The sequence below is a fragment of the Asticcacaulis sp. genome, assembly GCF_047605585.1.
In the GTDB taxonomy this organism is placed as follows: domain Bacteria; phylum Pseudomonadota; class Alphaproteobacteria; order Caulobacterales; family Caulobacteraceae; genus Asticcacaulis.
The window spans coordinates 1,000,332-1,023,182 of record NZ_JASGFK010000001.1 but is presented as its reverse complement, the minus strand read 5'-3'; the positions used below and the strand labels follow the sequence as shown (position 1 = coordinate 1,023,182).

Below are 22,851 nucleotides of genomic sequence, written 5' to 3'. Positions count from 1 at the left end.
AGTCAGGGCAGAAGAACCAACACTCTCAAGTCTCGCCCGATATCAACCGGGCGTTTCGGGCTCCGGCCTTCTCACCCAGCCTTCCGGCACCAGGGGTTCGAAGCCCGACAGTCTTTTCATTTCCAAAGACCAACGCTGTACGCGCCGCCCCGACAGGAGTGCGACGTGTATGGCATTTTCTGTGCCCAAAGCCAAACTTAATTCGGCGTTACTAAAGCTTCCGCAGACGTTTGGCGAGGGGGATTGCTGGCTGCCGGCATATAAAATGCGCCTGCGGCCGTCTTCCGCCCCGTCGGCAGCCTCAATGATCCAGCCCGCCTTGCCCGATTTGACGGCGGCGAGCGTCTTTTCAAAGCCGTTGACGATGCCGCCTTCACGCCGCGCCAGCCCCAGAAGATCGAGGCAGCGGCGGCGCAGAAGATCATGCACCAGGGAAATGAGATTGGGATCGGCCTTCACCTGTCGCTTGGCCGCCCGACTGAATATGTTCTTTTTCAGCGCGATTTCAAGGGCGCTGCGCTCGGCCGCGATCCACAGGCCGCGCCCCGGCAGCTTCTGCGCCAGATCCGGCGTCAGAAAACCTTCAGGCGACACGACAAAGCGGATGAGGCCGTCCGTGGGGACGGTCTCACCGCTGGCGATATCGCGCCGTTGCGGCTGGCCCTTCTGGCTTTCGCCCAGGACCAGCGCGTCATCAGTGTCGGTTAAAAGCGCGGGCTCATTGTTCGGAGCTGGCGACATCTTCGCCCTCCTCAGCAAAAGCTTCTGGCTCTTCAAAAGCACCGGCTTCCTCATAAGCCTCTTCGTCGGCTTCCTCGACGACCGGAGCCTCGATCCAGCCAGCGGCGACGCGGGCATTGAGGATCAGGGACTCGGCATCACCCACCGACAGGTTGAAGGATTCCAGGGCGCCCGGCACGCGCACGCGCTCGCCGCCCTTCTGTTCGAAGCCGCCACGGATTTCGTCGGTCGCCAGGTCGGCCAGGTCTTCCACCGTCTTGACGCCGGCCGCACCGAGCGCAACCGCCATCGGCAGGGTCACGCCCTGGATATCGAGCACGGCATCCTCGACACCGTATTCGCGGCGCTTGGAATCCTGCTCGGCGGCTTCCTTTTCGAGATAGTCACGGGCGCGGGCCTGCAGCTCGGAGGCCGTGTCTTCGTCGAAGCCTTCGATGGCGGCGATTTCGTTTTCATCGACATAGGCCAGGTCTTCGACGGACGAGAAGCCTTCGGTGACCAGCAGCTGGGCGATGACTTCATCGACATCGAGCGCTTCCTGGAACAGGGCGGTGCGTTCGGCGAATTCCTTCTGACGGCGCTCGCTGTCCTGGGATTCGGTGATGATATCGACCTGCCAGCCGGTCAGCTGCGACGCCAGGCGGACATTCTGGCCGCGGCGGCCGATGGCCAGCGACAGCTGTTCGTCCGGCACCACCACTTCGACGCGGTCTTCTTCTTCATCGAGAACGACCTTGGAAACTTCGGCAGGCGCCAGGGCGTTGACGATGAAGGTGGCTTCGTCGGGCGACCACTGGATGATGTCGATCTTTTCGTTTTGCAGTTCGGCGACGACGGCCTGAACGCGCGAGCCGCGCATACCGACGCAGGCACCCACGGGGTCAATGGAGTTGTCGTTCGACAGCACGGCCATCTTGGCGCGCGAACCCGGATCACGGGCCACCGACTTGATCTCGATCACGCCGTCATAGATTTCCGGCACTTCCTGCGCGAACAGCTTGGCCATGAAGCCGCCATGGGCTCTGGAGAGCATGATTTGCGGGCCCTTGGTTTCGCGGCGCACATCATAGATATAGGCGCGGATGCGGTCATTGACCTGGAAGGCTTCGCGTGGAATCGACTGGTCGCGGCGCATGATGCCTTCACCCTTGCCGAGATCGACAATGACATTGCCGTATTCGACGCGGCGCACCGTGCCGTTGACGATCTCGCCAACGCGGTCCTTGTATTCGTCGTACTGCTTTTCACGCTCGGCTTCGCGCACCTTGTGGGTCACCACCTGACGGGCCATCTGGGTCTGGACACGGCCCAGCTCGAAGGGCGGCAGGACTTCGGAATATTCCTTGCCGACAAAGGCTTCCTTGTCGTCGCGCAGGGCTTCAGTCAGGGTCTTCTGAGCGTATTCGTTTTCCAGCTCCTCGTCCGGCACCACGGTGATGTGACGGGTGATGGTCATTTCACCGGTGCGGGGATCGATCTGGACACGGATATCGTGCTCGGCGCCATAACGCGAACGGGCGGCCTTCTGGATCGCTTCCTCAATGGAGGCGATGACCACGGTCTTGTCGATCGACTTTTCACGCGCCACGGCCTCTGCGATCTGCAGCAGTTCCTGACGGTTGGCGCTGATTCCGGTGAAGCTCATCGGTTACGTCCTCTTGTTTATCTATTTGTCGTCATTAGCGGGTTCGTCTTCGTCGAACGCTTCATCATCGAAGTCGTCGTCGTCAAACCCTTCAAAATCTTCGTCTTCGGCGTCGTCATCCTCACCGCGCGCCGCCTTGGCCTCGGCGCCGCGCTTCATCAGCTCATCATTGAGGATCAGCTTGGCATCGATGATCCAGTCGAACGGCATGAGGGCGGTCTCTTCCTCGCCTTCCAGATCGATGGCGATATGCCCCCCCTCTGGAGTGTCCTCGATGCCGGCCAGGATACCACGGAAGCGCTTGCGGCCCTCGGCCAGACGATCCAGTTCGATACGGGCTTCCAGACCCTCATAGGTCTCGAAGTCCTTCAGGCGGGTCAGCGGCCGATCGATGCCCGGCGAGGAGACTTCCAGGGTGAATTCGCCCTCGATCGGATCGGCCTCGTCGATATAGGCCGAGATGGCGCGTGACAGGCGGGCGCACTGGTTGACATTGATGTCGCCATCTGACTTGCGCTCGGCCATGATCTGCAGGAAACGCGATCCGCCGGGACGGCGCGAGCCTTGCAGGCGCACACGCACGATATCCAGCGCCAGGGTTTCGGCGATCGGATCGAAAATCTCGAGCAGCTTGCGTTCTTCCGGGGTCTTGGCGCGCAAATGGGGTCTCTTAAGCAATAAAAAAGGCGGCAGGCTCTGTGGCCGCCGCCGCTGCCTTTCGGCAATCGGTCATGTTGGCAAGCTATATAGGCCGGCTTTCCGGCTTTGCCAAGAAGAATCTGGCAAGCCTGCCTAAAGCAGATGCGGATGCAGATAATCCTCTGGAATGGCGACCGGATAGAGATGGCCGGAATACATCATCAGCAGCAGATATGTCAGGTAACCGCCGGCGCCGACCGTGACGATCAGCAGCAGCCAACCCACCGGCTTGTTGGTCTTTTTGAAGATATCATAGAGGATGCAGCCGAAATGGACGAACAGGGCGAAGACGCCGGCGCCATAAAATCCATAGGCGGCATAGGTCAGCGGCGGCGCAAACGTAGCTGCGGCAAAGGCAAAGGTGGTGTCGAGATTGAAGACCATCCGCGCCACGGCGACACTGCCGACATGGACAAGGATGAACAGGACCATCACCAGGCCGGACGCCGCCTGCAGCTGGTGGATGAAATCCTTTTTCTTCGACCAGATTTCAATGATCAGGGGAATCCCCGTCAGTATCTGGATGACAAAGGCCAGCAATATGCCCGCCTCGACAATAGGATGGCGATAGACCAGCCGGGCCGCGTCCATGAACTGCGCATGGGCGCCAGGCCCCAGCAGACCGACTAAATGATTGGCGAAATGCAGGCACAGAAAGGCAAAGACAAATGCCGCCGATACCTTGTGAAGACGCTCCATAAACCACCCCCGGATACGAGGGTTAACCATGTCGCATTCCGGCCCGCTTGGCCAGAGGGCACATCACGCGGTTGTGAATCGGGAAACGAATTATCGCCTTATGAAGTCGAAAAACACCGGCCTGCAGTCGCCCAGGCCCTTGGTCTCGTAGCGCGTGGTGACATGATCGGCAGGCGGCGCGTTCCAATCCGCCTGGCCCTGAGCCGGCCACTCGAAATCCGGACAAGCGAGAAAGCGTTCCAGCGCCCAGTCGGCATAGTTAGCCCAATCGGTGGCAAACCGTACCGCACCGCCGGCCTTCAGCACGCGAGCGAAGGCAGCGACGGTTTCCGGCTGGACAAACCGGCGCTTGTTGTGTCGCGCCTTGGGCCAGGGATCGGCGAACAGGATAAAGATGCGGTTTAAGGACGCCGGCGGCAGTCTATCGAGCAGGGGCCGCGCGTCATTGGCCAGGATCAGGACATTCTCCAGCCCGACCTCATCGATATGACGCAGGGCCGAGCCGACGCCATTGAGAAAGGGTTCGCAACCGATAAAGGTGACCTGCGGGTTCTTCGCCGCCTGCGCCGCCAGATGCTCGCCACCGCCGAAACCGATCTCCAGCCACAACTCGCGACCGGAGTCCAGGGCTTCCGTGACGTGCGCGTCACTGGCCTCGATTTGCGGCAGAAGCGTCTCGAACAGGTTCGCCTGCTGCGGTTTCAGCTTGCGTGACTTGATGCGCCCGAACGAGCGCATGGGGCCCCATTCAGCGGCCGATTTATTTTCTTCAGATGACATTCGCGGCGTTTAGAACGCGCGCTTGAGTTCGTCAACCAGATCGGTGTTTTCCCACGAGAAGCCGCCATCGGCATCCGGCTTACGGCCGAAATGACCATAGGCGACGCTGCGCTCATAGATCGGCTTGTTGAGGCCGAGGTGCAGGCGGATCGACTTCGGCGTCAGACCACCGATCAATTCGGGCAGGATTTCCTCCAGCTTTTCCTCGGAAACCTGGCCCGTGCCGTGGGTATCGACATAGAAGGACAGCGGACGCGATACACCGATGGCATAGGAAACCTGCAGCGTGCACTTCTTGGCCAGGCCTGCGGCCACAACGTTTTTCGCCAGGTAACGCAGGGCATAGGCCGCCGAGCGATCGACCTTGGTCGGATCCTTACCGGAAAAGGCACCACCGCCGTGCGGAGCGGCGCCGCCATAGGTATCAACGATGATCTTGCGACCGGTCAGGCCGGCATCGCCGTCGGGACCGCCGATAACGAAATTGCCGGTCGGGTTGACCAGCCATTCGGTCTCGTCGGTCACCATGCCGGCCGGCAGGATTTCCAGGGCATAGGGTTTGATAATGGCTTCGACATCCGACGGCGTCAGGCCGTCCTGGTGCTGATGCGACACCAGTATCTTCAGAATACGCGACGGCTTGCCGTTTTCATACTGCACGGTGACCTGGCTCTTGGCGTCTGGCTCCAGGCGATGCTCGCCGGCGTGACGGGCCTCGGCCAGGCGGCGCAGAATGTTGTGCGACCATTGCAGCGGCGCCGGGGTCAGTTCTTCGGTCTCGTCCGTCGCATAGCCGAACATGATGCCCTGGTCGCCCGCGCCTTCGTCCTTGTTGTCGCCGGAATCGACTCCTTGCGCGATATCGGCCGACTGAGCATGCAGGTGACAGGCATAGTCAGCCATCGCCCAGTGGAAACCCTTCTGCGCGTAACCGATATCCTTAACCGCATGGCGCACCTTGTCTTCCAGGCCGCCGATAATTCCGCTGATCTGATCATCGCTGGCACGGACCTCGCCGGCCAGCACGATGCGATTGGTAGTCACCAGGGTTTCGCAGGCCACACGGGCTTCCGGATCACGCGCCAGGAAGGCATCGACCACGACGTCCGAGATACGGTCGGCGACCTTGTCGGGATGGCCTTCGGAAACGCTTTCGCTAGTGAAGATATAGTTTGAGCGCATGGGCGGACCTTTACTGAAGCTTGCCTATAAGCATATAAAGATATGTTTATATGATCAAGAAGCTTTTTGGATATATGGCACTTCCCATGGAAAGAACCAGTGCCCGACCCCTTCCTCAAAAGACGATTATTCGGACAGCAAAAAGCCCTGCCTCCGGGAAAGCAGGGCTTTTGCCACTCATCGGGTCAGTTCGTAATTCAGGCTTCGTCTTCTTCGCCGAGCGTACGCACCAGCTCAAGAATGCGACGGCGAAGCTTGGCGTTCTTGACGCGCGGGAAGGCTTCAGCCAGCTCGATGCCTTCGGTCGTCATCAGGAAACCGTGAACGAACTGTTCGGATTCGGATTCCGAGAAACCTTCGACGGCTTCGTTCTCGCCATAGCCTTCGAAGAAATAGGCGATCGGCGCCTTGAGCGCCTTGGCAATCTCATACAGTTTCGAAGCACTGATGCGGTTGGAGCCGCGCTCATACTTTTGTACCTGCTGGAATGTCAGCTCGATAACCTCGGCGAGACTCTCCTGGCTCATGCCCAGAAACTTGCGCCGCATCCTGACGCGGGCGCCAACGTGCAGGTCGACGGGGTTAGGTCCGCGTTCAGCCTTCGAAATTTCGTCCAACTTAATGCCTCATACTTTATTTCTGGGCCAAAGACGGACTTCAGCCGAACTTTATATTATACGCTTTCGCATAGCGAAACTGTTCGCTAGCGGCTACAATTTTTTAGCAAACGGGCCTATTTTTTCGCAGAAAAAGCCGGTTTACGAAAGAATACTGTAATTTGGGAACAGTCAACCCCAAGAAAAGACAGAGCACGAATCCGAGATATGCAAATCTCTGCATGGCGTAGGCGGTAATATTTGCGGGAGCTGGCAGGTTGATGTCCTTGTATCCTGCCACGCCTAGACCTGTCGCCGTGCCCGGCACAACTCTCCCGAGGGGATCAATAACGGCGGATATGCCCGTCGGAGTTGATCTCACCATCGGAAGCCCTTCTTCGATCGCCCGGAAACTCGCCAGGTTCAGGTGCTGTACAGGTCCCGTGGTCGGGCCGAACCAAGCGTCATTCGAGATGTTAACGATCCATTTGGGCCGCAATATGTCGTTTTGTTTGTAACGGGTCATGTCCAGCGAAGGGAAGATTCCCTCGTAGCAAATCATAGGTAAAACACGGGGAATGCCGGTAAAATCATGCGGCTTTGTACGTTCACCCGGCGTAAAGCTGTCATCGAAATGCGTCAGAGCTGACATACCCAACGGATTGAGAATGTCCTGGTACGGCGTAAATTCACCGAAGGGCACGAGCTTGTATTTATTGTACTGGCCGATAATCTGTTCTTGCCCACCTTTGCGGTTCAGCACAAGCATGGCATTGCGCCACACCAGACCGCCTTTCGGGGAAGGTTCCTGCTTGGTGGTGCCGATCATCAGGGACTGGTTTTCAGCCAGCAGATTGGCCATAACCGGCAGGGTCCAGGTATCCTGATCGGTCAGGTTTTCCCAGGTGACCGGCAGAGCGCCTTCCGGCCATATGATCAGGTCCGGCACACGATGACCCGGTTCAGGTGGCGTCTTGCTCATGCGGACATAGAGATTGAACAGGTGGGCGAAATTGCGGGCGTCCCACTTGGCTTCCTGCCCGACCGCCGGCTGCACATAACGGATGATATAGCCCGTATCTCTGATTTGCACCGTGTTCAGACGATATTCGCCGACGCCGAAACAGCCCGCCAGTACCAGGGCGCCGAAAACAGCCGGCGCATAGCCGGAAACCCCCCGGCCACGCCGCACGATCCCGACGCTGGAAAAGACCAGCACGGTGACGAAACCCAGACCATAGACCCCAACATAGGCCGCCATCTGCGACAGGGCGCTGCCGGCTTTCCAGGTCGAACCCGCCGGATTCCATGGAAAGCCGGACATGATCGAACCGCGTGTCATTTCCAGCAGGGAAAACAGAGCGGCGAAATAGACGAAACGTGTCCAGTTGGCCGGCCGCATCTTCGTATAGATCAGGGCGAACAGCCCCCAGAACAAACCGATGCCAGCCGGCAGCAGCATGGCGGCGGGAATGGCCATCCAGCCATAGGTTTCGGCATCGACCAGAAAGGCCTCGGCCACCCAGAAACAGGAGACGAAGAAATAGCAGAAACCCGCCAGCCAGCCCATGAAGAAGGCCGTACGCTTGGGCCAGTTGCCGAGATCGCATTCCAGCGCATAGAGCAACAGGCCGTACCCGAGCAGACCGGGCAGGAAACCGAATGGCGGCTGGGCAAAGGCGATCAGCAGGCCGGAAATGGCCGCCAGCATGCGCGGCCGCTGACGCGGATCGCCCACGAAGTTCACCACCGGCGCCAGCAGTGGATGTTTTAGTAACGCGCGAAAATCAGTCATCGGCAGGGGTCAGGTCCGCCGGTTCAGGGGTGCGGCGATGCAGGCGTAAACGCTTGATGCGGCGCGGGTCGGCATCCAGCACCTCGATATCGAAACCGGCGTCCGGATAGGGCACCACCTCCCCGCGCTGCGGCACACGGCCCGCCAGCATGGCAACCAGACCCGCCAGAGTGTCGATTTCTTCCTCGGATTCTTCCGGATAAAGGCTCAAACCCAGCTTTTCCTCAAGGGTCACCAGCTCGACACGGCCATCGATCTCATACTGGCCGTTTGGCAGCTCGCGCATCTCTTCGTCGCCCGCCTCGTCATATTCATCATCGATATCGCCGACCACGGCCTCGACCAGATCTTCCAGCGTCACCAGACCATCCGTGCCGCCGAACTCATCGATCACCAGCGCCATGTGGATGCGCTGGGCCTGCATGCGCAGCATCAGATCCGAGGTCGTCATCGAAGAGGGCACATAAAGCAGCTCACGGCGCAGGCGATGCAGCACCGGCTCGGCCCAGTTCGGCGCGGCCCGGCCGGCTTCCGGCGCCAGCAGCTTCAGGATGTCCTTTATGTGGACCACACCGACCGGATCATCCAGCCCGTCGCGGTAGATCGGCAAGCGCGAATGCTCGCTTTCCACACAAAGGCTGACCACGTCCGCAAGCGTGCTCGACAGCTCTACCGCAATAATATCGACGCGGGGCGTCATGACATCGGCCACACTGAGCGACTGAAAAGCGCGGGCATGATCGATCAGGTTGGCGGCGACCGCGGCGCGGTCTTCGGCCTCCGCCGTCTCCGGCACACTGCCGGCGGCGGGTTTCGGCTTGAAGCCCAGGAAGGACCAAAAGGATTTTCCGAACGAGTCGTCTGGCTCAGCCATGTGTGTGTTCAGGTTCCGTAAGGATCAGCGACGTTCAGACGCTTCAGAATATCGCGTTCGAGATTTTCCATCTCTTCCGCCTCTTCATCGTTCATATGATCATAGCCCAATAAATGCAAAGCGCCATGGATAGAGAGATGGAGGACGTGATTTTTCAGCGTCTTTTTCTGTTCCTCCGCCTCGCGGACGCAGGTTTCCAGGCCGAGGGCGATATCGCCGAGGTGGGCGATGCCCGGCATGCGCGGCGCCGGGAAGGACAGCACATTGGTCGGTGCGTTCTTCTGGCGGTATTCCTTGTTGAGCGATTTCATCTCGGCATCGTCGCACAACAGCACGACCACATCGACCTGATCCTTGAATTCGACCGCCGCGAGCACCGCCGAAATACCGGTCTGCACCACGACCTGCACATCCGGCAGGGCATCAAGCCAGCCCTCTTCCTCGATCTCGATATCAATTAAAGGTTCGGATGCAGGTTCCATCAGCTTTTGTACTCGTTGTCATAGGCCCGAACGATACGCGCCACCAGTTCATGGCGAACGATATCCTCGGCCTTCAGTTCCGCCTTGCCGACACCCTCGACCTGATCGAGCAGGTGAACGGCGTGAACCAGTCCGCTGTCGCCGCGATTGGGCAGGTCGATCTGCGACGGATCGCCGGTCACCACCATTTTCGACCCTTCGCCCAGGCGAGTCAGGATCATCTTCATCTGCATGCGCGTGGTGTTCTGCGCCTCGTCGATGATGACATAGGCATAGGACAGCGTACGGCCGCGCATATAGGCCAGCGGCGCGACTTCGATTTCCTTGGTCTCGCGCTTCTTGGCCAATAGTTGCGGACCGAGAATATCGTCCAACGCACCCCAGATCGGCGTCAGGTAGGGGTCGATCTTCTCATTAAGATCACCCGGCAGGAACCCCAGACGTTCACCGGCCTCGACCGCCGGACGGGTGATGATCAGCTTGTCGACCGCCCCCTTGAGCAGCAGCGAAACCCCATGCGCCACGGCAAGGAAGGTCTTGCCGGAACCCGCCGGACCCAGGGCGAAAACGAGATCGTTGGAAGCCAGTTCGTGCAGATAGGCCGCCTGACCGGCCGTCTTGGCGGCAATGGCGCCGCGGCGCCCCATGACGATGGTGTTGCGCTGATCGAGCGGTGGCGCCGAAGGCCGCGTCTTATCGGAGGCCTGGCCCGTGAGTTGCGGCTGATTGATCAATCGACGGACATCGTCCTCGGCGATATCGATGCCCTGATCGTACATGTCGGCCAGGGTAACGATCACCGCTTTCGCCTTCTGACGCGCGCGAGCATCGCCGGAAACGACGAGACCGCCACCAGGCATTTCGACCAATACCCGGAACGCGCCCTCGATCATGGCGAGGTAGCGCTCGCTCGGGCCGACGACCGCCAGGACGCACGGGTCTGTCAGGGAAATGAAGTCGTCCTTCACGGCGGCCATCAGACCAGTTCACCTTTCAGGCTGTTATTGCTGTTGGCGATGATTTTCACCTGACGGATTTCGCCAATCAAATGGGCGGCATCTTCCACGAAAACCGATTGCAGGTAAGGTGAGCGGCCAATGGCCTGACCTTCGAGACGGCCCGGCTTTTCAAACAGAATATCGAGCGTTTGCCCGATCAGGTTTTCCTTGAAAGCCTGCTGCTGTTCGATGATCAGGGCCTGCAGGGTTTGCAGACGGGCATCGGCGACCTCGGCCGGCACCTGACCCGGCATGGCGGCGGCCGGCGTGCCCGGACGTGGCGAATATTTGAACGAGAAGGCCGAGGCATAACCAACGCGGCGGATGAGATCGAGCGTGTCCTCGAAATCCTTGTCGGTCTCGCCGGGGAAGCCAACAATAAAATCGCCCGACAGCGCCAGATCCGGGCGCGCCGCCTTGATGCGGTCGATCAGGTCGAAATAAGCCTGGCGACCGTGCTTACGGTTCATGGCGCGCAGGATCTTGTCCGAACCCGCCTGTACCGGGAGGTGCAGATAGGGCATCACAGCCGGCAGATCGCGATGGGCGTCGATCAGGTCCTGGCCCATATCGTTCGGGTGCGAGGTGGTGTAGCGCAGGCGATCGATGCCCTCGATCCCGGCCAGGGCATACATCAGCTTCGCCAGAGTCGATTCCGCACCGTCAGTATCAAGACCGTTATAGGCATTGACGTTCTGGCCCAGCAGGGTCAGCTCACGCACCCCCTTGGCGGCCAGGGCTTTCGCTTCGTCCAGGATCGACTTAACCGGGCGCGACCATTCGGCGCCGCGCGTATAGGGCACCACGCAGAAGGTGCAGAACTTGTCGCAGCCTTCCTGAACGGTGAGGAAGGCGGTTGGGCCGGAGACTTCGCGGTCGGCCGTCAGCGCATCGAACTTGGCTTCGGGTGCAAAATCGGCGGAGAGGCGCTCACCCTTGGAACGGTGCGTGCGCGCGATCAGTTCCGGCAGCTGGTGATAGGCCTGCGGCCCGACGACCAGATCGACAGCCGGGGCGCGGTGCATGATTTCCTTGCCCTCGGCCTGGGCCACGCAGCCGGCAACAGCGATGGTCATGCGGCCCTCGCCACGCGCTTCCTTTTCCTCGCGCATCTCGCGCAGACGGCCAATCTCGGAATAGACCTTCTCGGCGGCCTTTTCGCGGATATGGCAGGTATTGAGCAGGACGAGATCGGCCCCCTCGGCCTGATCGGAGACCTCATAGCCCAGCGGACGCAGGATATCGATCATGCGTTCGCTGTCATAGACGTTCATCTGACAGCCATAGGTCTTGATATGGAGCTTCTTTAGGGGGACGTGATCGTTCATCAGCGCGTTATGGTCGTTTGTGGACAGAAATTCAAGGTTTGCAGGAGGCACAGCCTCCTGCACCTCATAACTATTCTTTGAAAATAACAAAAAACCGGGCCCTGAGGGGTCCGGCTTTTTGTTGTTATGAAAGACGGTTTCGGGAGTGCAGGGGACTGTGTCCCCTGCAAAACCTTCACTTCTCTTCCCCAAGCGGCACGCCATAAAGCTCCAGCTTGTGGCCGACCAGCTTGTAGCCCAACTTTTCCGCCAGGGCTTCTTTCATCTTCTCGATCTCGGCATCAAAGAACTCAACGACCTGGCCGGTCTTGATATTGATCAGGTGGTCGTGGTGATCGCTGCCGGCTTCTTCATAGCGCGAACGGCCATCGCCGAAATCGTGACGCTCGACCACACCGGCCTCTTCGAACAGACGCACCGTGCGATACACCGTAGCGAGGGAGATATTGGGATCGACCGCCGCAGCACGATGATACAGCTCTTCCACGTCCGGATGGTCTTCTGCGGCCGACAAAACCCGCGCCACAACCCGGCGCTGGTCCGTCATCCGCATGCCTTTTTCGATACACTGCTTTTCAATGCGGTCCATGGCCTGCACTCCGGATAGGCAAAAAGTCCCGCAAATGTATGGTGTTGCGCCTCAGAGCGCAAGCCTCAAGATGTGGGCATCCACCGGTGGCTTGTCCTTGCGGCTGTAATAGGCCTTGCGCCGCCCAGTCTTGCGGAAACCGACGCTTTCATAAAGCTTGAGCGCCGCCGGATTATCGACCGCCACCTCAAGGAACAGCGACTCTGCCCCCTCCCCGCGCAGGGCCTTGATCACCTGCTCCAGCAGCATCCGCGCCAGGCCGCGCTTCTGGAAATCCGGATCGGTGCAAATGGTCATGATCTCGCCCTCGCCGGCCACCACGGTCATCACCACGAAGCTGACGATCTGGCCCTCCACCTCGAACACATAGGTCCGGTGATGCGGCTTGATCAGCAGGTCGGCGAAGACGCCTTCACTCCAGCCGTAATCGAAACATCGCGTATGGATGTGTTCCAATTGCACGGAGGGTGCGTCAAGCTGGCGGATCAGGGTCATAGGGATCAGGCATTGAGGCTGATAATGCCGCGGGTCGAGGCTATGGCATCGGCTTCGCGCATATACAGCGGGGTCAGGTCATCATGCCCCAACCCTACGGCCAGCCGGGAAAGGGCGTCAAGCGACGGCCACGTCTGGGGGAATTCTGTCGCATCCGGCCAATATGCAAGAAGCTGCGCGGCGGCCGGGCCGGTCAGTATATCTACCGGGTTCGCGGCGGCGAATGCAATGATCGCGTCCGGTTCATTGATATCCAACGTGACCGGCATACCCTCTGGAAAGGTCTGAACATAGATCTGGCCACGCCCACCATTCACCACCGCCAGACGTTTTTTGTCCCGCAGCTCCGCATGATGACCGAGCGCTTCCAGCGTGCCAATCCCTTTCAACGGCACCCCGGCGCCCGTCGCCAATCCCTTGGCGAAGGACAGTCCAACGCGGACACCGGTAAAGGAACCCGGCCCCAGGGTAACGGCAATAAGGTCTAAATCCCTGGCCTTAATCCCGGTCGCCTGAAACGCTTCCAGCGCCATGACCGGCAAGCGTTCCTGCTGGCCTCGCGTCATGCCCTCGGTGATTTCGAACAGGCAGGCATCGCCGTCAAACAGCCCCAGGCCGCAGGCATTCAGCGAGGTATCGATGACCAGTCGCAGCGCCAACTAGAGCACCTGCTCAATGGACTTCACTTCCGGCACATAGTGCTTCATCAGGCTCTCCACGCCCTGACGCAGGGTGGCCGAGGACGACGGGCAGCCCGAACAGGCGCCGCGCATGTGCAGATAGAGCGTGCCCGACTCCAGATCAAAGCTGTCGAATTCGATATCGCCGCCATCCTGCGCCACGGCCGGGCGGACGCGCGTATCCAGCAGATCCTTGATTTCGGCGACAATCTGGCCAAGTTCGCCTTCATAGACGATGTCGTCCTTTTTCACGGCGACTTCGCGCAGGATCGGCTGGCCAGAGGAATAGAAATCCATGATCGCGGCCAGGATCGGCGGCTTGAGCTGGGCCCAGATCAGGTCTGAGTCAGGCGAGCGGCGCACGGTCAGGAAGTCACTGCCGAAAAACAGCCCGGCCACGCCATCGAGCGCGAACAGCGCCTCTGCCAGGGGCGAGGCCTTGGCCTCTTCAGCAGAACGGAATTCCTTCGTGCCGCTCTCAAGCACCTCCTGTCCGGGGATGAACTTGATGACGTCAGGGTTCGGAGTGGCTTCGGTCTGGATAAACATGGCGGCGCCTTAAGCTGTAACTGGGCCGTAAATGGGCCTAAAGCGCTGCCAAGACAAGAGGCATCTTCTGTTATGGGGTCGAGGGGTTATTATAACCCCTCGCCTTCTCCTATAACTTCGCCGCCCACTCACGCAGCAGGGCATTGACGATGGTCAGCTTGGCAAAGCTCCAGCCGCCGGTTTCCATATCGGTCATCATCGATTGCAACGGCTCAATCAGCGCCTTGTTCTCGAATTCCCAGTTTTCGATGATCTCGGCCGGGCTTTCATTGGGCGACATACGGGCCATCATGGTCTTCACCACCGTCTTCTGTTCGGCCAGAACGTCTTCGATCAGGCGACGGGTCGCCATGCGGTCCCACGGGTCATTGGAGGCCAGATCACCGGCCCCAGCCTGCAAACCATCGAAGCCGAAATGTACGCCGGTGAGGAAGTAAAGCTCGGCCGTCTTGTCGAGCGGCTTCTTCTTTTCCGAAGCCAGGTCGATGATATCCGACACGTGGTGGAGAGCGCTGAGGCGGGTAATGCGCGCCGCCAGGTCGGCCGGGCAACCGAGAGCTTCCAGTTCGGCCACACGATCGGCCAGGCGTGTTTTGATGGTTTCTGTAAAGGCCGCATCGCCCTGGGCCAGCAGGTTCGAGATTCCTTCCGCATAGGGCTTCAACATGGCGGCCAGATCGGCCGTCTGACCGGCAAAGCGTCGGGCGATCCAGTAGGTCTGGTGACGGACAAAGCTGGCGAGATCGCTGTAAAGCGCGGTCTGCGCCGCTGCCGGTATCCGGTTGTCGAGCGCATTGACCTCGCTCCACAGGGCATTGATATCGAACAACCGACGCGTGGCCTCGAAAGCGCGCACCAGGGCCGAGGCATCGACACCCGCGCCATGGGTCAGGCGCATGGCGAAGCTCGGACCGCAAACATTGACGATCTCGTTGCTCACCACCGTGGCGATGATCTCGCGGTGCAGGCGGTGCTTGCGAATGGCGTCCCTATAGTCGTGCAGGGCTGGCGGGAAATAACGCACCAGAACCGGTATGAGCTCCGCATCATCCGGTGCCGTGCCGGCGACGATATCGTCGAACAGGACCAGCTTGGCATAGGCGGTGATGACGGCCAGTTCGGGTCGGTAAAGACCATGGCCACTGATTTTACGCGCCTCCAGCACCGAATTGGCTGGCAGGCCTTCGACCTTGCGATCGAGGCGGCCACGTTTTTCCAGGCCGGTCATGAAGGCCTGCTGCGCACTGTTATCGTCGGCCGATGTCGCTTCCTGCAGCGAAAGCGCCAGGGTCTGGTCGTAGTTGTGCTTCAGCACATGGCGCGACACATCGTCGGTCATGCTGGCCAGGAGCGCATCCCGATCATCGGCCTTAAGCTTGCCGGAAGCGATAACTTGACCGAGCAGGATCTTGATGTTGACCTCATGGTCAGAGCAATCCACGCCGGCGGAATTATCGATGGCGTCGGTATTGAGCCGCACGCCGGATTCCGCGCACGAAATACGGCCCGCCTGGGTGATGCCGAGATTGGCCCCCTCGCCGATCACCTTGGCGCGCACCTCCGGACCATCGATGCGGATGGCGTCATTGGCCTTGTCGCCGACATCGAGATTCGCTTGCGCCGGCGCCTTGATATAGGTGCCGATACCGCCGAAATAGAGCAGCTCGACGCGGGCCTTCAGGATCGCCTGCATCAGCTCGAACGGCGAGACTTCGTTTGCCTCAAGGTCAAGTAAAGCCTTCATTTCCGGCGAAAGCGGGATCGATTTCTGGCTGCGCGGGAAGACGCCGCCGCCTTTCGAAATCAGTTCCTTGTTGTAGTCCTGCCAGCTGGAGCGCGGCAAAGCGAACATGCGTTCGCGCTCGGCAAACGCCTTGGCCGCATCCGGATTGGGATCGATAAAGATGTCGCGGTGATCGAAGGCGGCGACCAGCAGGGTTTCTTTTGACAGCAGCATCCCATTGCCGAAGACGTCGCCCGACATATCGCCGACCCCCGCCACGGTGAAGGGCTCGGACTGGATATCTTTTCCAATTTCCCGGAAATGTCTCTTGACCGCTTCCCAGGCGCCCTTGGCCGTAATGCCCATGGCCTTGTGGTCATAACCAACGCTGCCGCCCGACGCAAAGGCATCGCCCAGCCAGAAATTATAATCCGCCGAAACCCCGTTGGCGATATCGGAGAAGGTGGCCGTGCCCTTGTCGGCGGCGACGACCAGATAGGGGTCAGGATCATCCCAGCGGATAACATCGGCCGGCGGGACAATATGACCCTTGGCGTCAAGATTGTCAGTCAGGTCCAGCAGACCCGAAAGGAAGGTTTTGTATGCGACGATGGCGGCGTTTTTCACCTCATCCGGCGTGCCTGTCTTCGGCAGTTTCTTCGGGAAGAAGCCGCCCTTGGAGCCGACCGGCACGATGACCGCGTTCTTGACCTGCTGCGCCTTGACCAGACCCAGCACTTCGGTACGGAAATCATCCTTGCGGTCAGACCAGCGCAAGCCGCCCCGCGCCACCGGCCCGAAACGCAGATGCACGCCCTCGACTCCCGGCGACCAGATAAAGATTTCGCGGTAGGGCTTGGGCTCCGGCAGATCGACCAGTTCGCGACTGGCGACCTTGAAGGAGATATAGGCCTTGTCGTTACCGTCCGCGTCAGTCTGGAAATAGTTGGTGCGACGGGTGGCGCCGATCAAAGCGGACAGACGACGCAGGACACGGTCGTGATCGAGGCTGGCGACCTTTTGCAACAGGGTATCGATAGTGGCCGTGGCCGCCTCGACCGAGGCCAGCCGGTTCTTGGCGTCCCCGCCGGCAAGCGCGAACTTGGCATTGAACAGAGCCAGCAGGGCCTCGACCACGTCCGGATTTTCGCGCAGGGCCGCCTGCTGGATATCCGGGCTCGGATCAAGACCAGACTGAACGCGATAGCGGCAGAAGGCGCGCAGCAGGGCCACTTCGCGCCACGACTGGCCGGTCAGGGCCAGGGCATTGAAGCCGTCATCTTCCGTTTTGCCGTACCACAGGGCCAGCAGGGTCTGTTCGAATTCCTCACGGAAATCGGCGAAGACACCGGCATGGCTGCGCGGCAGTTTGAGAATGAATTCATGGACCCAATAGGTGCCGATCTGCGACGAGCGCACATGATAGCCGTATTCCTCCAGTGTCTTGACACCCATATTGCCGAGTACCGGCAGGATATCCGACAGGGGAATGGCTTTTTCCGCACGGGTATAGAGCTTGAAACAGAAGATGCTGTCAGCGTCTTCAAGGCGCTGATAGGCACGGACATTGACCGGCGCTTCGGCCGACAGGCCATTCAGTACGATTGCATCGGTCACCGCCTCGGCCGGCGTATAGCGTTCCTGGTAACCGCCGGGGAAGGCAGCGGCCCAGGTCATCCAGTCAATACCCTTGGGCGCAGCTTCCAGCCGCGAAACCTGCGCCGCCACCTTTTGCGGCCAGGAGCGAGTGATGTTTTCGATATCGGCTTCGACATCGGCGATATTCGGATCGAAATGATCGCCCGGCGTCACGCCGATAATGTAGTGGATGCAGGACAGCAGGGAATCCGAGATATAGCTGTAGGAAGCCGATACCCGGCCAAGCCAGGCCTTCGCCAGGATGTCTCCGGCTTCTTTCTGCATCCGCGACTGGTAGATTTCGCGTGGGATGTAGAGCATCACCGAAATGAAGCGATCGAACGGATCGGTGCGGGTGAACAGCTTGACGCGCGGCCGATCGCTGAGGTGCAATATGCCACGGGCGATGCGCAGCAATTCCTGTTCGGTCATCTGGAACAGTTCGTCGCGTGGATAGGTTTCGACGATGTTTTTCAGGCGCTTTTCATTATAGCCGCCCTGCAAACCCAGCGCCGCCGCCTCGTGCAACACATGCTCGGCCTTGCGGCGGATGAGCGGCACTTCGAAGGCCGGACGATCATAGGCCTCGCTGGTGAACAATCCGACGAAACGGACCTCGCCGGAAGGCTGACCATCGGCGCCGTACCGCTTGATACCGATATAATCCATATAGATACGGCGATGGACGCGGGACTTGATATTGGCCTTGGCCACGGTCACCGGCTCGGAATTCAGTAGCTGCGTCATCAGCTGCTGGCTGAGGATCGCCGGTTCGGACGAGCGACGCAACACGGTGCGGCCGGCATCGCGCAGCACGCCGAAACCTTCCTGCATCTGGTTCAACGGCTCTTCCTTGGCATAGGCGCCATCGCTTTCACGCGGATAGGCATAACCGCGCGCGCCCAGGAAAACGAAATGGTTTTCATCGATCCAGCGCAGGAAGGCCAGGTTTTCTTCCAGCGCCGCCGGGTCTATATTGGGATTGCTGCGCTGCCTTTCGAGTGCGGCAATTTCTTCCGCCAGCAGTTTTTGCATGCGCGGAAAATCGCGCACGGCCAGCTTGAGGTCATTGAGGCTCTGGTCGATGCCATCCAGGATCTGGGCATGTCGCTCGCCACTCTGGCGCTCGATAAAGACGAGCATCATCGATTCCCGAACCTCGTCGCCCGCCTTGACGCGCTTGCCGTCAAAATCGCGGTGGATAGTCACCACCGGGTGGAACATCGAGCGGATCGAAACGCCCTGGTCAATCAGTTCGCCCATGACGGTTTCGACGATGAACGGCGAGTCCATCTGCACGATCTCGACCGCATCATAGGCCGTCGGCTGGCTGCTGCCATCCAGTATCGGCGAAATACGACGGCTTGTCTGGGCGCCGCTGCGCTGCTCACCATATTGCCAGAAGCCAGCAATGACACGATTAAGATCGCCGGCGCTTAGGCCCGGCAGTTCGTCCGCGTCGAAATCTTCCAGGATCTGGGTCAGAAAGGTTTTTTCACTCTCATCGAGCCGGAGGAAGTCCTTCGCCCCCCGATCGGATATGAAAGCCTTTGTCAGGGCGTCCTTGGAGGGAGACTGGCTATTGCCGGGGATGAGCGTATCCATATGTATTTCCACTTGATCCTGACCGCGGGTGTCGGGGTGGCGCCGCTCGCGGTTCGTTATTATAGGCCCAAATCGGGGCGCAGTATGCGCGGCAATGTTTAACAAAAGCGCGTAACGCTTTCACTACAAACTTGCCCGCGATTGTGACAATTGTGATCACGTTTTCCCCTCAAATGCCGCAGGGCTCGCCGCATCAACCCTGGCGGCGTTGCGTACCTTCGCGTTTATTGCGCAATAAAAAGCCGCCAATCCGGCGGGGATCGGCGGCTTAGGCATAAGGGCCGCCTATGGGGGAAGGCGGCCCTTACGTCTGGTTGATGGCCTGCGCCGGGGGGAAGGCACAAGGCATCTCGTTTTTGGACCTTGCCGCACGGTTCAGGCGGGGCATGGCCTGAATTCCGGCGGGCCACCCGGCTGAAACACCGTAGTGACGCAGCGGAATTTATCACTCCCCATTCGCGCGAACCACCCCCGTTCGCATCACATGTCCGTGCGGAAAACGTGTGGAATGCGTGTTCATTGTTATTAAAATCTATGGCTAACGGAACGTTATTCAATCTTAATTTAGCTTTTGGCCGCTAGGCTGCTGGCACGATGATACAACCCGTACTCGCGCTTGTTGCCTGGTCGATGATCATGCTTGTCTGGCTCTATGTCCGCAGGCTGCCGGCGCTTGTCCGTTACGCGATGTCCGAAGCCCGCCTGCAAAGCAGCGATGCCATCCGCCGCATGCCGCCGCAGGCGCAATGGGCGGCGGACAACTACAACAACCTGATGCAGCAGCCGACCCTGTTCTATGCCCTGTGCCTCGGTATCTTCCTGAGCGGCATGTCCAATCCGGGGCTGGAATACCTGGCCTGGCTTTATGTAGCCGTGCGCATCATCCATTCGATCGTACAATCGACCGTCAATATCACCATGATCCGCTTCTGCCTGTTCCTCGCCAGTTCTGCTGTTCTCGGCATACTGTGCTTTGACGCCCTCAGGATCGCTTTTCGTTTTTAGGTTTAAGGCCTCAAACGCCGCCACGAATGTCGGCAGGAATCGGCGCGCCGCATAAATGGCGGTAAGCAGTCGCCCTTGCCAGATGACAAGTCATTTTGAGGTATAGGGCACGATCCGCCACATGCGTAAGCTATGCTTGATTCGGCCGGCTTCCGAACCGGCGCGCTGACCATGGCCGACATAGAGGTCCGCCCGTATCTTGCCCTTGATCGCACCGCCCGTATCGAGCGCCGCCACCATCCGCTGGTAGGCCGGGAAGCTATCCTTCAGCGTGCCGGCATCGGCATCGATCCAGAACAGATCGCCCATGTCGTTCTGCGTCGGGTCGATGGCAATGGCCGAACCCGGCGGCAGGGCGAGACCAGACGCGCCGACCGGTTCGGTCTGCTCCGGCTGGATGGCGAAGAAACCATAGCGCGGATTGGTGTTCATGATCTCGGCGGCTTCCGGACCGCGATGCGCCGCCAGCCAGGCATGGATATTGTCACCCGAGGTCTGGGTCTTTTCCAGAAGGCCGCGCTCGGTCAGGGTCTTGGCGATACCGACGAAGGGCCAGCCATTATCGGCGGCATAGGCGGCATAGACCCGGCTGCCATCGGGCAGGTCCAGGAAACCCGATCCCTGCAGCTGCATGAAGAAATAGTCTTCCGGCCGCATATAATATTGCGCATTCGGCGGGAGCTGCTCGATTTCGGCGCGAGTGAAATAGGGCACATACAGATCGCCGAGCTTGCGGGCGGCCACTTTCGGCGCCGAAGAAGCCGGCGTCATTTGCGAACCCGGCACATAGACCAGGTCCGCCGGTTTGGTGCGCACGGGCTGCGAAAACTCGGCGTCGGGGGTGAGCTGCGCCTCGTAATCCGGCACGAAATAGCCCGTTAGCAAGCCTGAATTATTATTGGGCCCCTCCACCTTCTCGACGCGGAAATGGACATTGAGCCAGGCCAGTATCTGCTCCGGGGTTTCGAAATCCTGCTGCACCATATCGGCGCAGACCTCGGCATACTGGCGGCCCTTTTTATACTGACAGGTGGCGCGCACCGCCTCCAGGGCGATAAAGGGATCGGTATCCTGCCAACCGGGCATGTCGGACAGGCGCGCGCCTTCGGGCACAGGCGTCGGCAGATAGGCCGGCGGCGCGCCATTCGGATTTTCCGGCGTTTTCGGCGCCGTAACCACCGGCGGCGCAAGCGGCCGTTCGGCGCAGGCCGTGACTAGCAGGGCCAGCGCTATTGCAAAACCGGACCTCAGCTTCACGCCTTGGCCGCCTCTACCTTGGTGAGAAGCCACGGGCTGGAAGGATTCTTCATGCCCTTCTGGAACGTCCAGTATTCAGCGGTGCGCTTGTAGCTGCGATGCGGCTTGACCGGTTCGGCCTTCTTATCCAGCCTGGTCACCGGCACGGCGGCTTCGGTGGTCTCGCCCGCGTCTTCGCTTTTAGGGACGGCGATTTCCTCATAGGCCAGTTCGGAAAGGAAACGCACGCGGATCTGGGCCAGGTCTTCCTTGAAATCGATATGATCGAGATCGGCCTTCGGCGTATCAACAAAGCTGACCGTATCCTTCGGCGCGGCAGCGCGCTGGTCAATGGCCTCGCGGAAGCTGCTCATGACCTTTTCCGAAAGCTTGTCGCGGATCGTATCCAGCTCACCCTTATGGAAGGCGATCACGACCTGCTCATAGGTTTCGCGCGCCTTTTCCAGGAAATTGATCTCGTTGAAATTGACGTCGCGCGTTTTCAGGGTTTCGAGATTGGGCATGCGCAGGGCTTCGGGCACCCGTTCGGCGCGCGCAATGGCTTCCATATCCTCGCCCTTGGGACCCGCCGGCTTTTCTTCCGGCCGGAAACCCACCTTGCGGCCCAGCACATTATAAAGCTGCAGCAGGATCACCACGGCCAGGACGGCGAAGACAATCAGGGCTAGGACTTGGGTGCTCACGGCGTAATCTCTTCTGGTTTGCGCGGGCCGATTCGGCCATCCAGGCGTTTCGCACGCCCCGCACGGTAACTATATAGGATAAGTTTAAGGAAACGGAACACTTCGTTTCATTGCTTAAAATTTTCTTATCTGATAGTCGCATTTCCCACATATGCCGATTGCGAGGGTTTCGCCATCGGCAAGAGACGATATACCGGAGCCCAAGTTCATGTCTGACGCCTTTATCCCCGAGCAGCCCCCTGCCCCGCAAATGCAGGTTCTCGCGCAATTCATCCGCGATTTCTCCTTCGAAAACCCGCGCGCGCCCAATTCCCTGCGCATGGATTCGCGCCCGGAAGTCGATCTCGGTGTTGAAATGAGCGCCAAGGGTCGTCCGGATGGCCTGTTCGAAGTCGATATCAAGCTGGGGGTCAAGGCCTCGACGCCGGAAGGCGCCATGTTCGCCATCGAACTGGTCTATGGCGGCCTGTTCCAGCTCGGCAATATTCCCGAGCAGATGGTCGAGCCGACCCTGCTGGTCGAGTGCCCGCGCTACCTCTTCCCCTTCGCCCGCCGCATCATCGCCGATGCGACCGCCGATGGCGGCTTCACCCCGCCCTTCTTCCTCGATCCAATCGATTTCGGCGCGCTGTACCTGCAGCAAAAGGGCAATATCCAGTCACAGCAGACGGTGGGACAGGCTTGATCGCTTAAGCGATCGAGCGTTTTTGCATAAGAGATACCTCGCATCGGCTCGGGCGCGCGTCGCGCTTGCCAAACGCGAAGACGTTTGGAGTTCGAGACTGTAAGAAGCCCGGTGGTGACGCCG

General features: G+C 59.7%; 21 protein-coding genes. 2 read left to right on the top strand and 19 right to left on the bottom strand.

All coding sequences use genetic code 11. The features are described from left to right. Window positions 1–42: 42 nt before the first annotated feature. The 17 genes from QM647_RS04820 to QM647_RS04740 form a co-directional block, all read right to left on the bottom strand. Window positions 43–795 carry an RNA-binding protein gene (locus QM647_RS04820; RefSeq protein ID WP_414994335.1) on the bottom strand — a complete coding sequence of 251 codons (753 nt, stop codon included), beginning with the start codon at window positions 793–795 and terminating at the stop codon, window positions 43–45. After that, the gene (gene nusA, locus QM647_RS04815; RefSeq protein WP_414994334.1) at window positions 719–2,386 is read right to left on the bottom strand and encodes a transcription termination factor NusA; all 1,668 of its coding nucleotides are present in this window, start codon (window positions 2,384–2,386) and stop codon (window positions 719–721) included. Before nusA ends, QM647_RS04820 begins: the two co-directional genes overlap by 77 nt. Window positions 2,387–2,407: 21 nt before the next feature. After that, window positions 2,408–3,046, bottom strand: a complete 639-nt coding sequence (gene rimP, locus QM647_RS04810) for a ribosome maturation factor RimP (protein ID WP_414994333.1) — start codon at window positions 3,044–3,046, stop codon at window positions 2,408–2,410. Window positions 3,047–3,178: 132 nt separating this feature from the next. Further along, window positions 3,179–3,784, bottom strand: coding sequence for a hypothetical protein (locus QM647_RS04805; RefSeq protein WP_414994332.1), 606 nt, complete (start codon window positions 3,782–3,784; stop codon window positions 3,179–3,181). 90 nt (window positions 3,785–3,874) lie between these two features. Then, window positions 3,875–4,564, bottom strand: coding sequence for a tRNA (guanosine(46)-N7)-methyltransferase TrmB (gene trmB, locus QM647_RS04800; RefSeq protein WP_414994331.1), 690 nt, complete (start codon window positions 4,562–4,564; stop codon window positions 3,875–3,877). Window positions 4,565–4,573: 9 nt separating this feature from the next. After that, a complete protein-coding gene (gene metK / locus QM647_RS04795) occupies window positions 4,574–5,746 on the bottom strand; it encodes a methionine adenosyltransferase (RefSeq protein ID WP_414994330.1) in 1,173 nt (390 codons plus the stop codon). 197 nt (window positions 5,747–5,943) lie between these two features. Continuing rightward, window positions 5,944–6,363, bottom strand: a complete 420-nt coding sequence (locus tag QM647_RS04790; RefSeq protein ID WP_414994329.1) for a helix-turn-helix domain-containing protein — start codon at window positions 6,361–6,363, stop codon at window positions 5,944–5,946. 103 nt (window positions 6,364–6,466) lie between these two features. Further along, complete coding sequence (gene lnt, locus QM647_RS04785; RefSeq protein WP_414994328.1) at window positions 6,467–8,137, bottom strand: apolipoprotein N-acyltransferase; 1,671 nt, start codon at window positions 8,135–8,137, stop codon at window positions 6,467–6,469. Next, complete coding sequence (locus tag QM647_RS04780) at window positions 8,130–9,011, bottom strand: hemolysin family protein (protein WP_414994327.1); 882 nt, start codon at window positions 9,009–9,011, stop codon at window positions 8,130–8,132. Before QM647_RS04780 ends, lnt begins: the two co-directional genes overlap by 8 nt. Before the next feature lie 8 nt (window positions 9,012–9,019). Beyond that, on the bottom strand, window positions 9,020–9,493 hold the full coding sequence (gene ybeY, locus QM647_RS04775; protein ID WP_414994326.1) for an rRNA maturation RNase YbeY: 474 nt from the start codon (window positions 9,491–9,493) through the stop codon (window positions 9,020–9,022). Continuing rightward, the gene (locus tag QM647_RS04770; RefSeq protein ID WP_414994325.1) at window positions 9,493–10,470 is read right to left on the bottom strand and encodes a PhoH family protein; all 978 of its coding nucleotides are present in this window, start codon (window positions 10,468–10,470) and stop codon (window positions 9,493–9,495) included. Before QM647_RS04770 ends, ybeY begins: the two co-directional genes overlap by 1 nt. Next, the gene (miaB, locus tag QM647_RS04765; protein ID WP_414994324.1) at window positions 10,470–11,819 is read right to left on the bottom strand and encodes a tRNA (N6-isopentenyl adenosine(37)-C2)-methylthiotransferase MiaB; all 1,350 of its coding nucleotides are present in this window, start codon (window positions 11,817–11,819) and stop codon (window positions 10,470–10,472) included. The genes QM647_RS04770 and miaB overlap by 1 nt, the downstream gene beginning before the upstream one ends. 175 nt (window positions 11,820–11,994) lie before the next feature. Next, window positions 11,995–12,408: a Fur family transcriptional regulator gene (locus QM647_RS04760; RefSeq protein ID WP_414994323.1), complete on the bottom strand. Its 414-nt coding sequence runs from the start codon at window positions 12,406–12,408 to the stop codon at window positions 11,995–11,997. Window positions 12,409–12,459: 51 nt separating this feature from the next. Next, window positions 12,460–12,903 carry a ribosomal protein S18-alanine N-acetyltransferase gene (gene rimI, locus QM647_RS04755; RefSeq protein ID WP_414994322.1) on the bottom strand — a complete coding sequence of 148 codons (444 nt, stop codon included), beginning with the start codon at window positions 12,901–12,903 and terminating at the stop codon, window positions 12,460–12,462. Between the two features lie 5 nt (window positions 12,904–12,908). Then, window positions 12,909–13,562 carry a tRNA (adenosine(37)-N6)-threonylcarbamoyltransferase complex dimerization subunit type 1 TsaB gene (gene tsaB / locus QM647_RS04750; RefSeq protein WP_414994321.1) on the bottom strand — a complete coding sequence of 218 codons (654 nt, stop codon included), beginning with the start codon at window positions 13,560–13,562 and terminating at the stop codon, window positions 12,909–12,911. Then, entirely contained in the window at window positions 13,563–14,132 is a 570-nt protein-coding gene (locus QM647_RS04745; RefSeq protein ID WP_414994320.1) for a NifU family protein, read from the bottom strand. 109 nt (window positions 14,133–14,241) lie between these two features. Next, on the bottom strand, window positions 14,242–19,098 hold the full coding sequence (locus QM647_RS04740) for an NAD-glutamate dehydrogenase (protein ID WP_414994319.1): 4,857 nt from the start codon (window positions 19,096–19,098) through the stop codon (window positions 14,242–14,244). Window positions 19,099–19,692: 594 nt separating this feature from the next. Here QM647_RS04740 and QM647_RS04735 point away from each other — a divergent pair. After that, window positions 19,693–20,103, top strand: a complete 411-nt coding sequence (locus QM647_RS04735; RefSeq protein WP_414994318.1) for an MAPEG family protein — start codon at window positions 19,693–19,695, stop codon at window positions 20,101–20,103. 90 nt (window positions 20,104–20,193) lie between these two features. Here QM647_RS04735 and QM647_RS04730 read toward each other — a convergent pair whose 3' ends face one another. Together QM647_RS04730 and QM647_RS04725 are read right to left on the bottom strand one after the other, a co-directional pair. Then, the gene (locus tag QM647_RS04730; protein ID WP_414994317.1) at window positions 20,194–21,360 is read right to left on the bottom strand and encodes an MltA domain-containing protein; all 1,167 of its coding nucleotides are present in this window, start codon (window positions 21,358–21,360) and stop codon (window positions 20,194–20,196) included. Continuing rightward, on the bottom strand, window positions 21,357–22,043 hold the full coding sequence (locus QM647_RS04725; RefSeq protein ID WP_414994316.1) for a Tim44/TimA family putative adaptor protein: 687 nt from the start codon (window positions 22,041–22,043) through the stop codon (window positions 21,357–21,359). The genes QM647_RS04730 and QM647_RS04725 overlap by 4 nt, the downstream gene beginning before the upstream one ends. Window positions 22,044–22,251: 208 nt before the next feature. On the opposite strand from QM647_RS04725, the gene secB reads away from it, so the two are divergent. Next, window positions 22,252–22,728: a protein-export chaperone SecB gene (secB, locus tag QM647_RS04720; RefSeq protein WP_414994315.1), complete on the top strand. Its 477-nt coding sequence runs from the start codon at window positions 22,252–22,254 to the stop codon at window positions 22,726–22,728. Window positions 22,729–22,851 lie beyond the last annotated feature (123 nt).

Excerpts from the sequence above, each read along its gene's own strand:
- ybeY (WP_414994326.1), bottom strand. The coding sequence starts at position 9,493 with ATGGAACCTGCATCCGAACCTTTAATTGATATCGAGATCGAGGAAGAG.
- QM647_RS04770 (WP_414994325.1), bottom strand. The coding sequence starts at position 10,470 with ATGGCCGCCGTGAAGGACGACTTCATTTCCCTGACAGACCCGTGCGTC.
- miaB (WP_414994324.1), bottom strand. The coding sequence starts at position 11,819 with ATGAACGATCACGTCCCCCTAAAGAAGCTCCATATCAAGACCTATGGC.
- lnt (WP_414994328.1), bottom strand. The coding sequence starts at position 8,137 with ATGACTGATTTTCGCGCGTTACTAAAACATCCACTGCTGGCGCCGGTG.
- rimI (WP_414994322.1), bottom strand. The coding sequence starts at position 12,903 with ATGACCCTGATCCGCCAGCTTGACGCACCCTCCGTGCAATTGGAACAC.
- QM647_RS04735 (WP_414994318.1), top strand. The coding sequence starts at position 19,693 with ATGATACAACCCGTACTCGCGCTTGTTGCCTGGTCGATGATCATGCTT.
- trmB (WP_414994331.1), bottom strand. The coding sequence starts at position 4,564 with ATGTCATCTGAAGAAAATAAATCGGCCGCTGAATGGGGCCCCATGCGC.
- QM647_RS04760 (WP_414994323.1), bottom strand. The coding sequence starts at position 12,408 with ATGGACCGCATTGAAAAGCAGTGTATCGAAAAAGGCATGCGGATGACG.
- QM647_RS04820 (WP_414994335.1), bottom strand. The coding sequence starts at position 795 with ATGAGGAAGCCGGTGCTTTTGAAGAGCCAGAAGCTTTTGCTGAGGAGG.
- secB (WP_414994315.1), top strand. The coding sequence starts at position 22,252 with ATGTCTGACGCCTTTATCCCCGAGCAGCCCCCTGCCCCGCAAATGCAG.
- QM647_RS04780 (WP_414994327.1), bottom strand. The coding sequence starts at position 9,011 with ATGGCTGAGCCAGACGACTCGTTCGGAAAATCCTTTTGGTCCTTCCTG.
- nusA (WP_414994334.1), bottom strand. The coding sequence starts at position 2,386 with ATGAGCTTCACCGGAATCAGCGCCAACCGTCAGGAACTGCTGCAGATC.
- QM647_RS04740 (WP_414994319.1), bottom strand. The coding sequence starts at position 19,098 with ATGGATACGCTCATCCCCGGCAATAGCCAGTCTCCCTCCAAGGACGCC.
- metK (WP_414994330.1), bottom strand. The coding sequence starts at position 5,746 with ATGCGCTCAAACTATATCTTCACTAGCGAAAGCGTTTCCGAAGGCCAT.
- QM647_RS04745 (WP_414994320.1), bottom strand. The coding sequence starts at position 14,132 with ATGTTTATCCAGACCGAAGCCACTCCGAACCCTGACGTCATCAAGTTC.
- QM647_RS04805 (WP_414994332.1), bottom strand. The coding sequence starts at position 3,784 with ATGGAGCGTCTTCACAAGGTATCGGCGGCATTTGTCTTTGCCTTTCTG.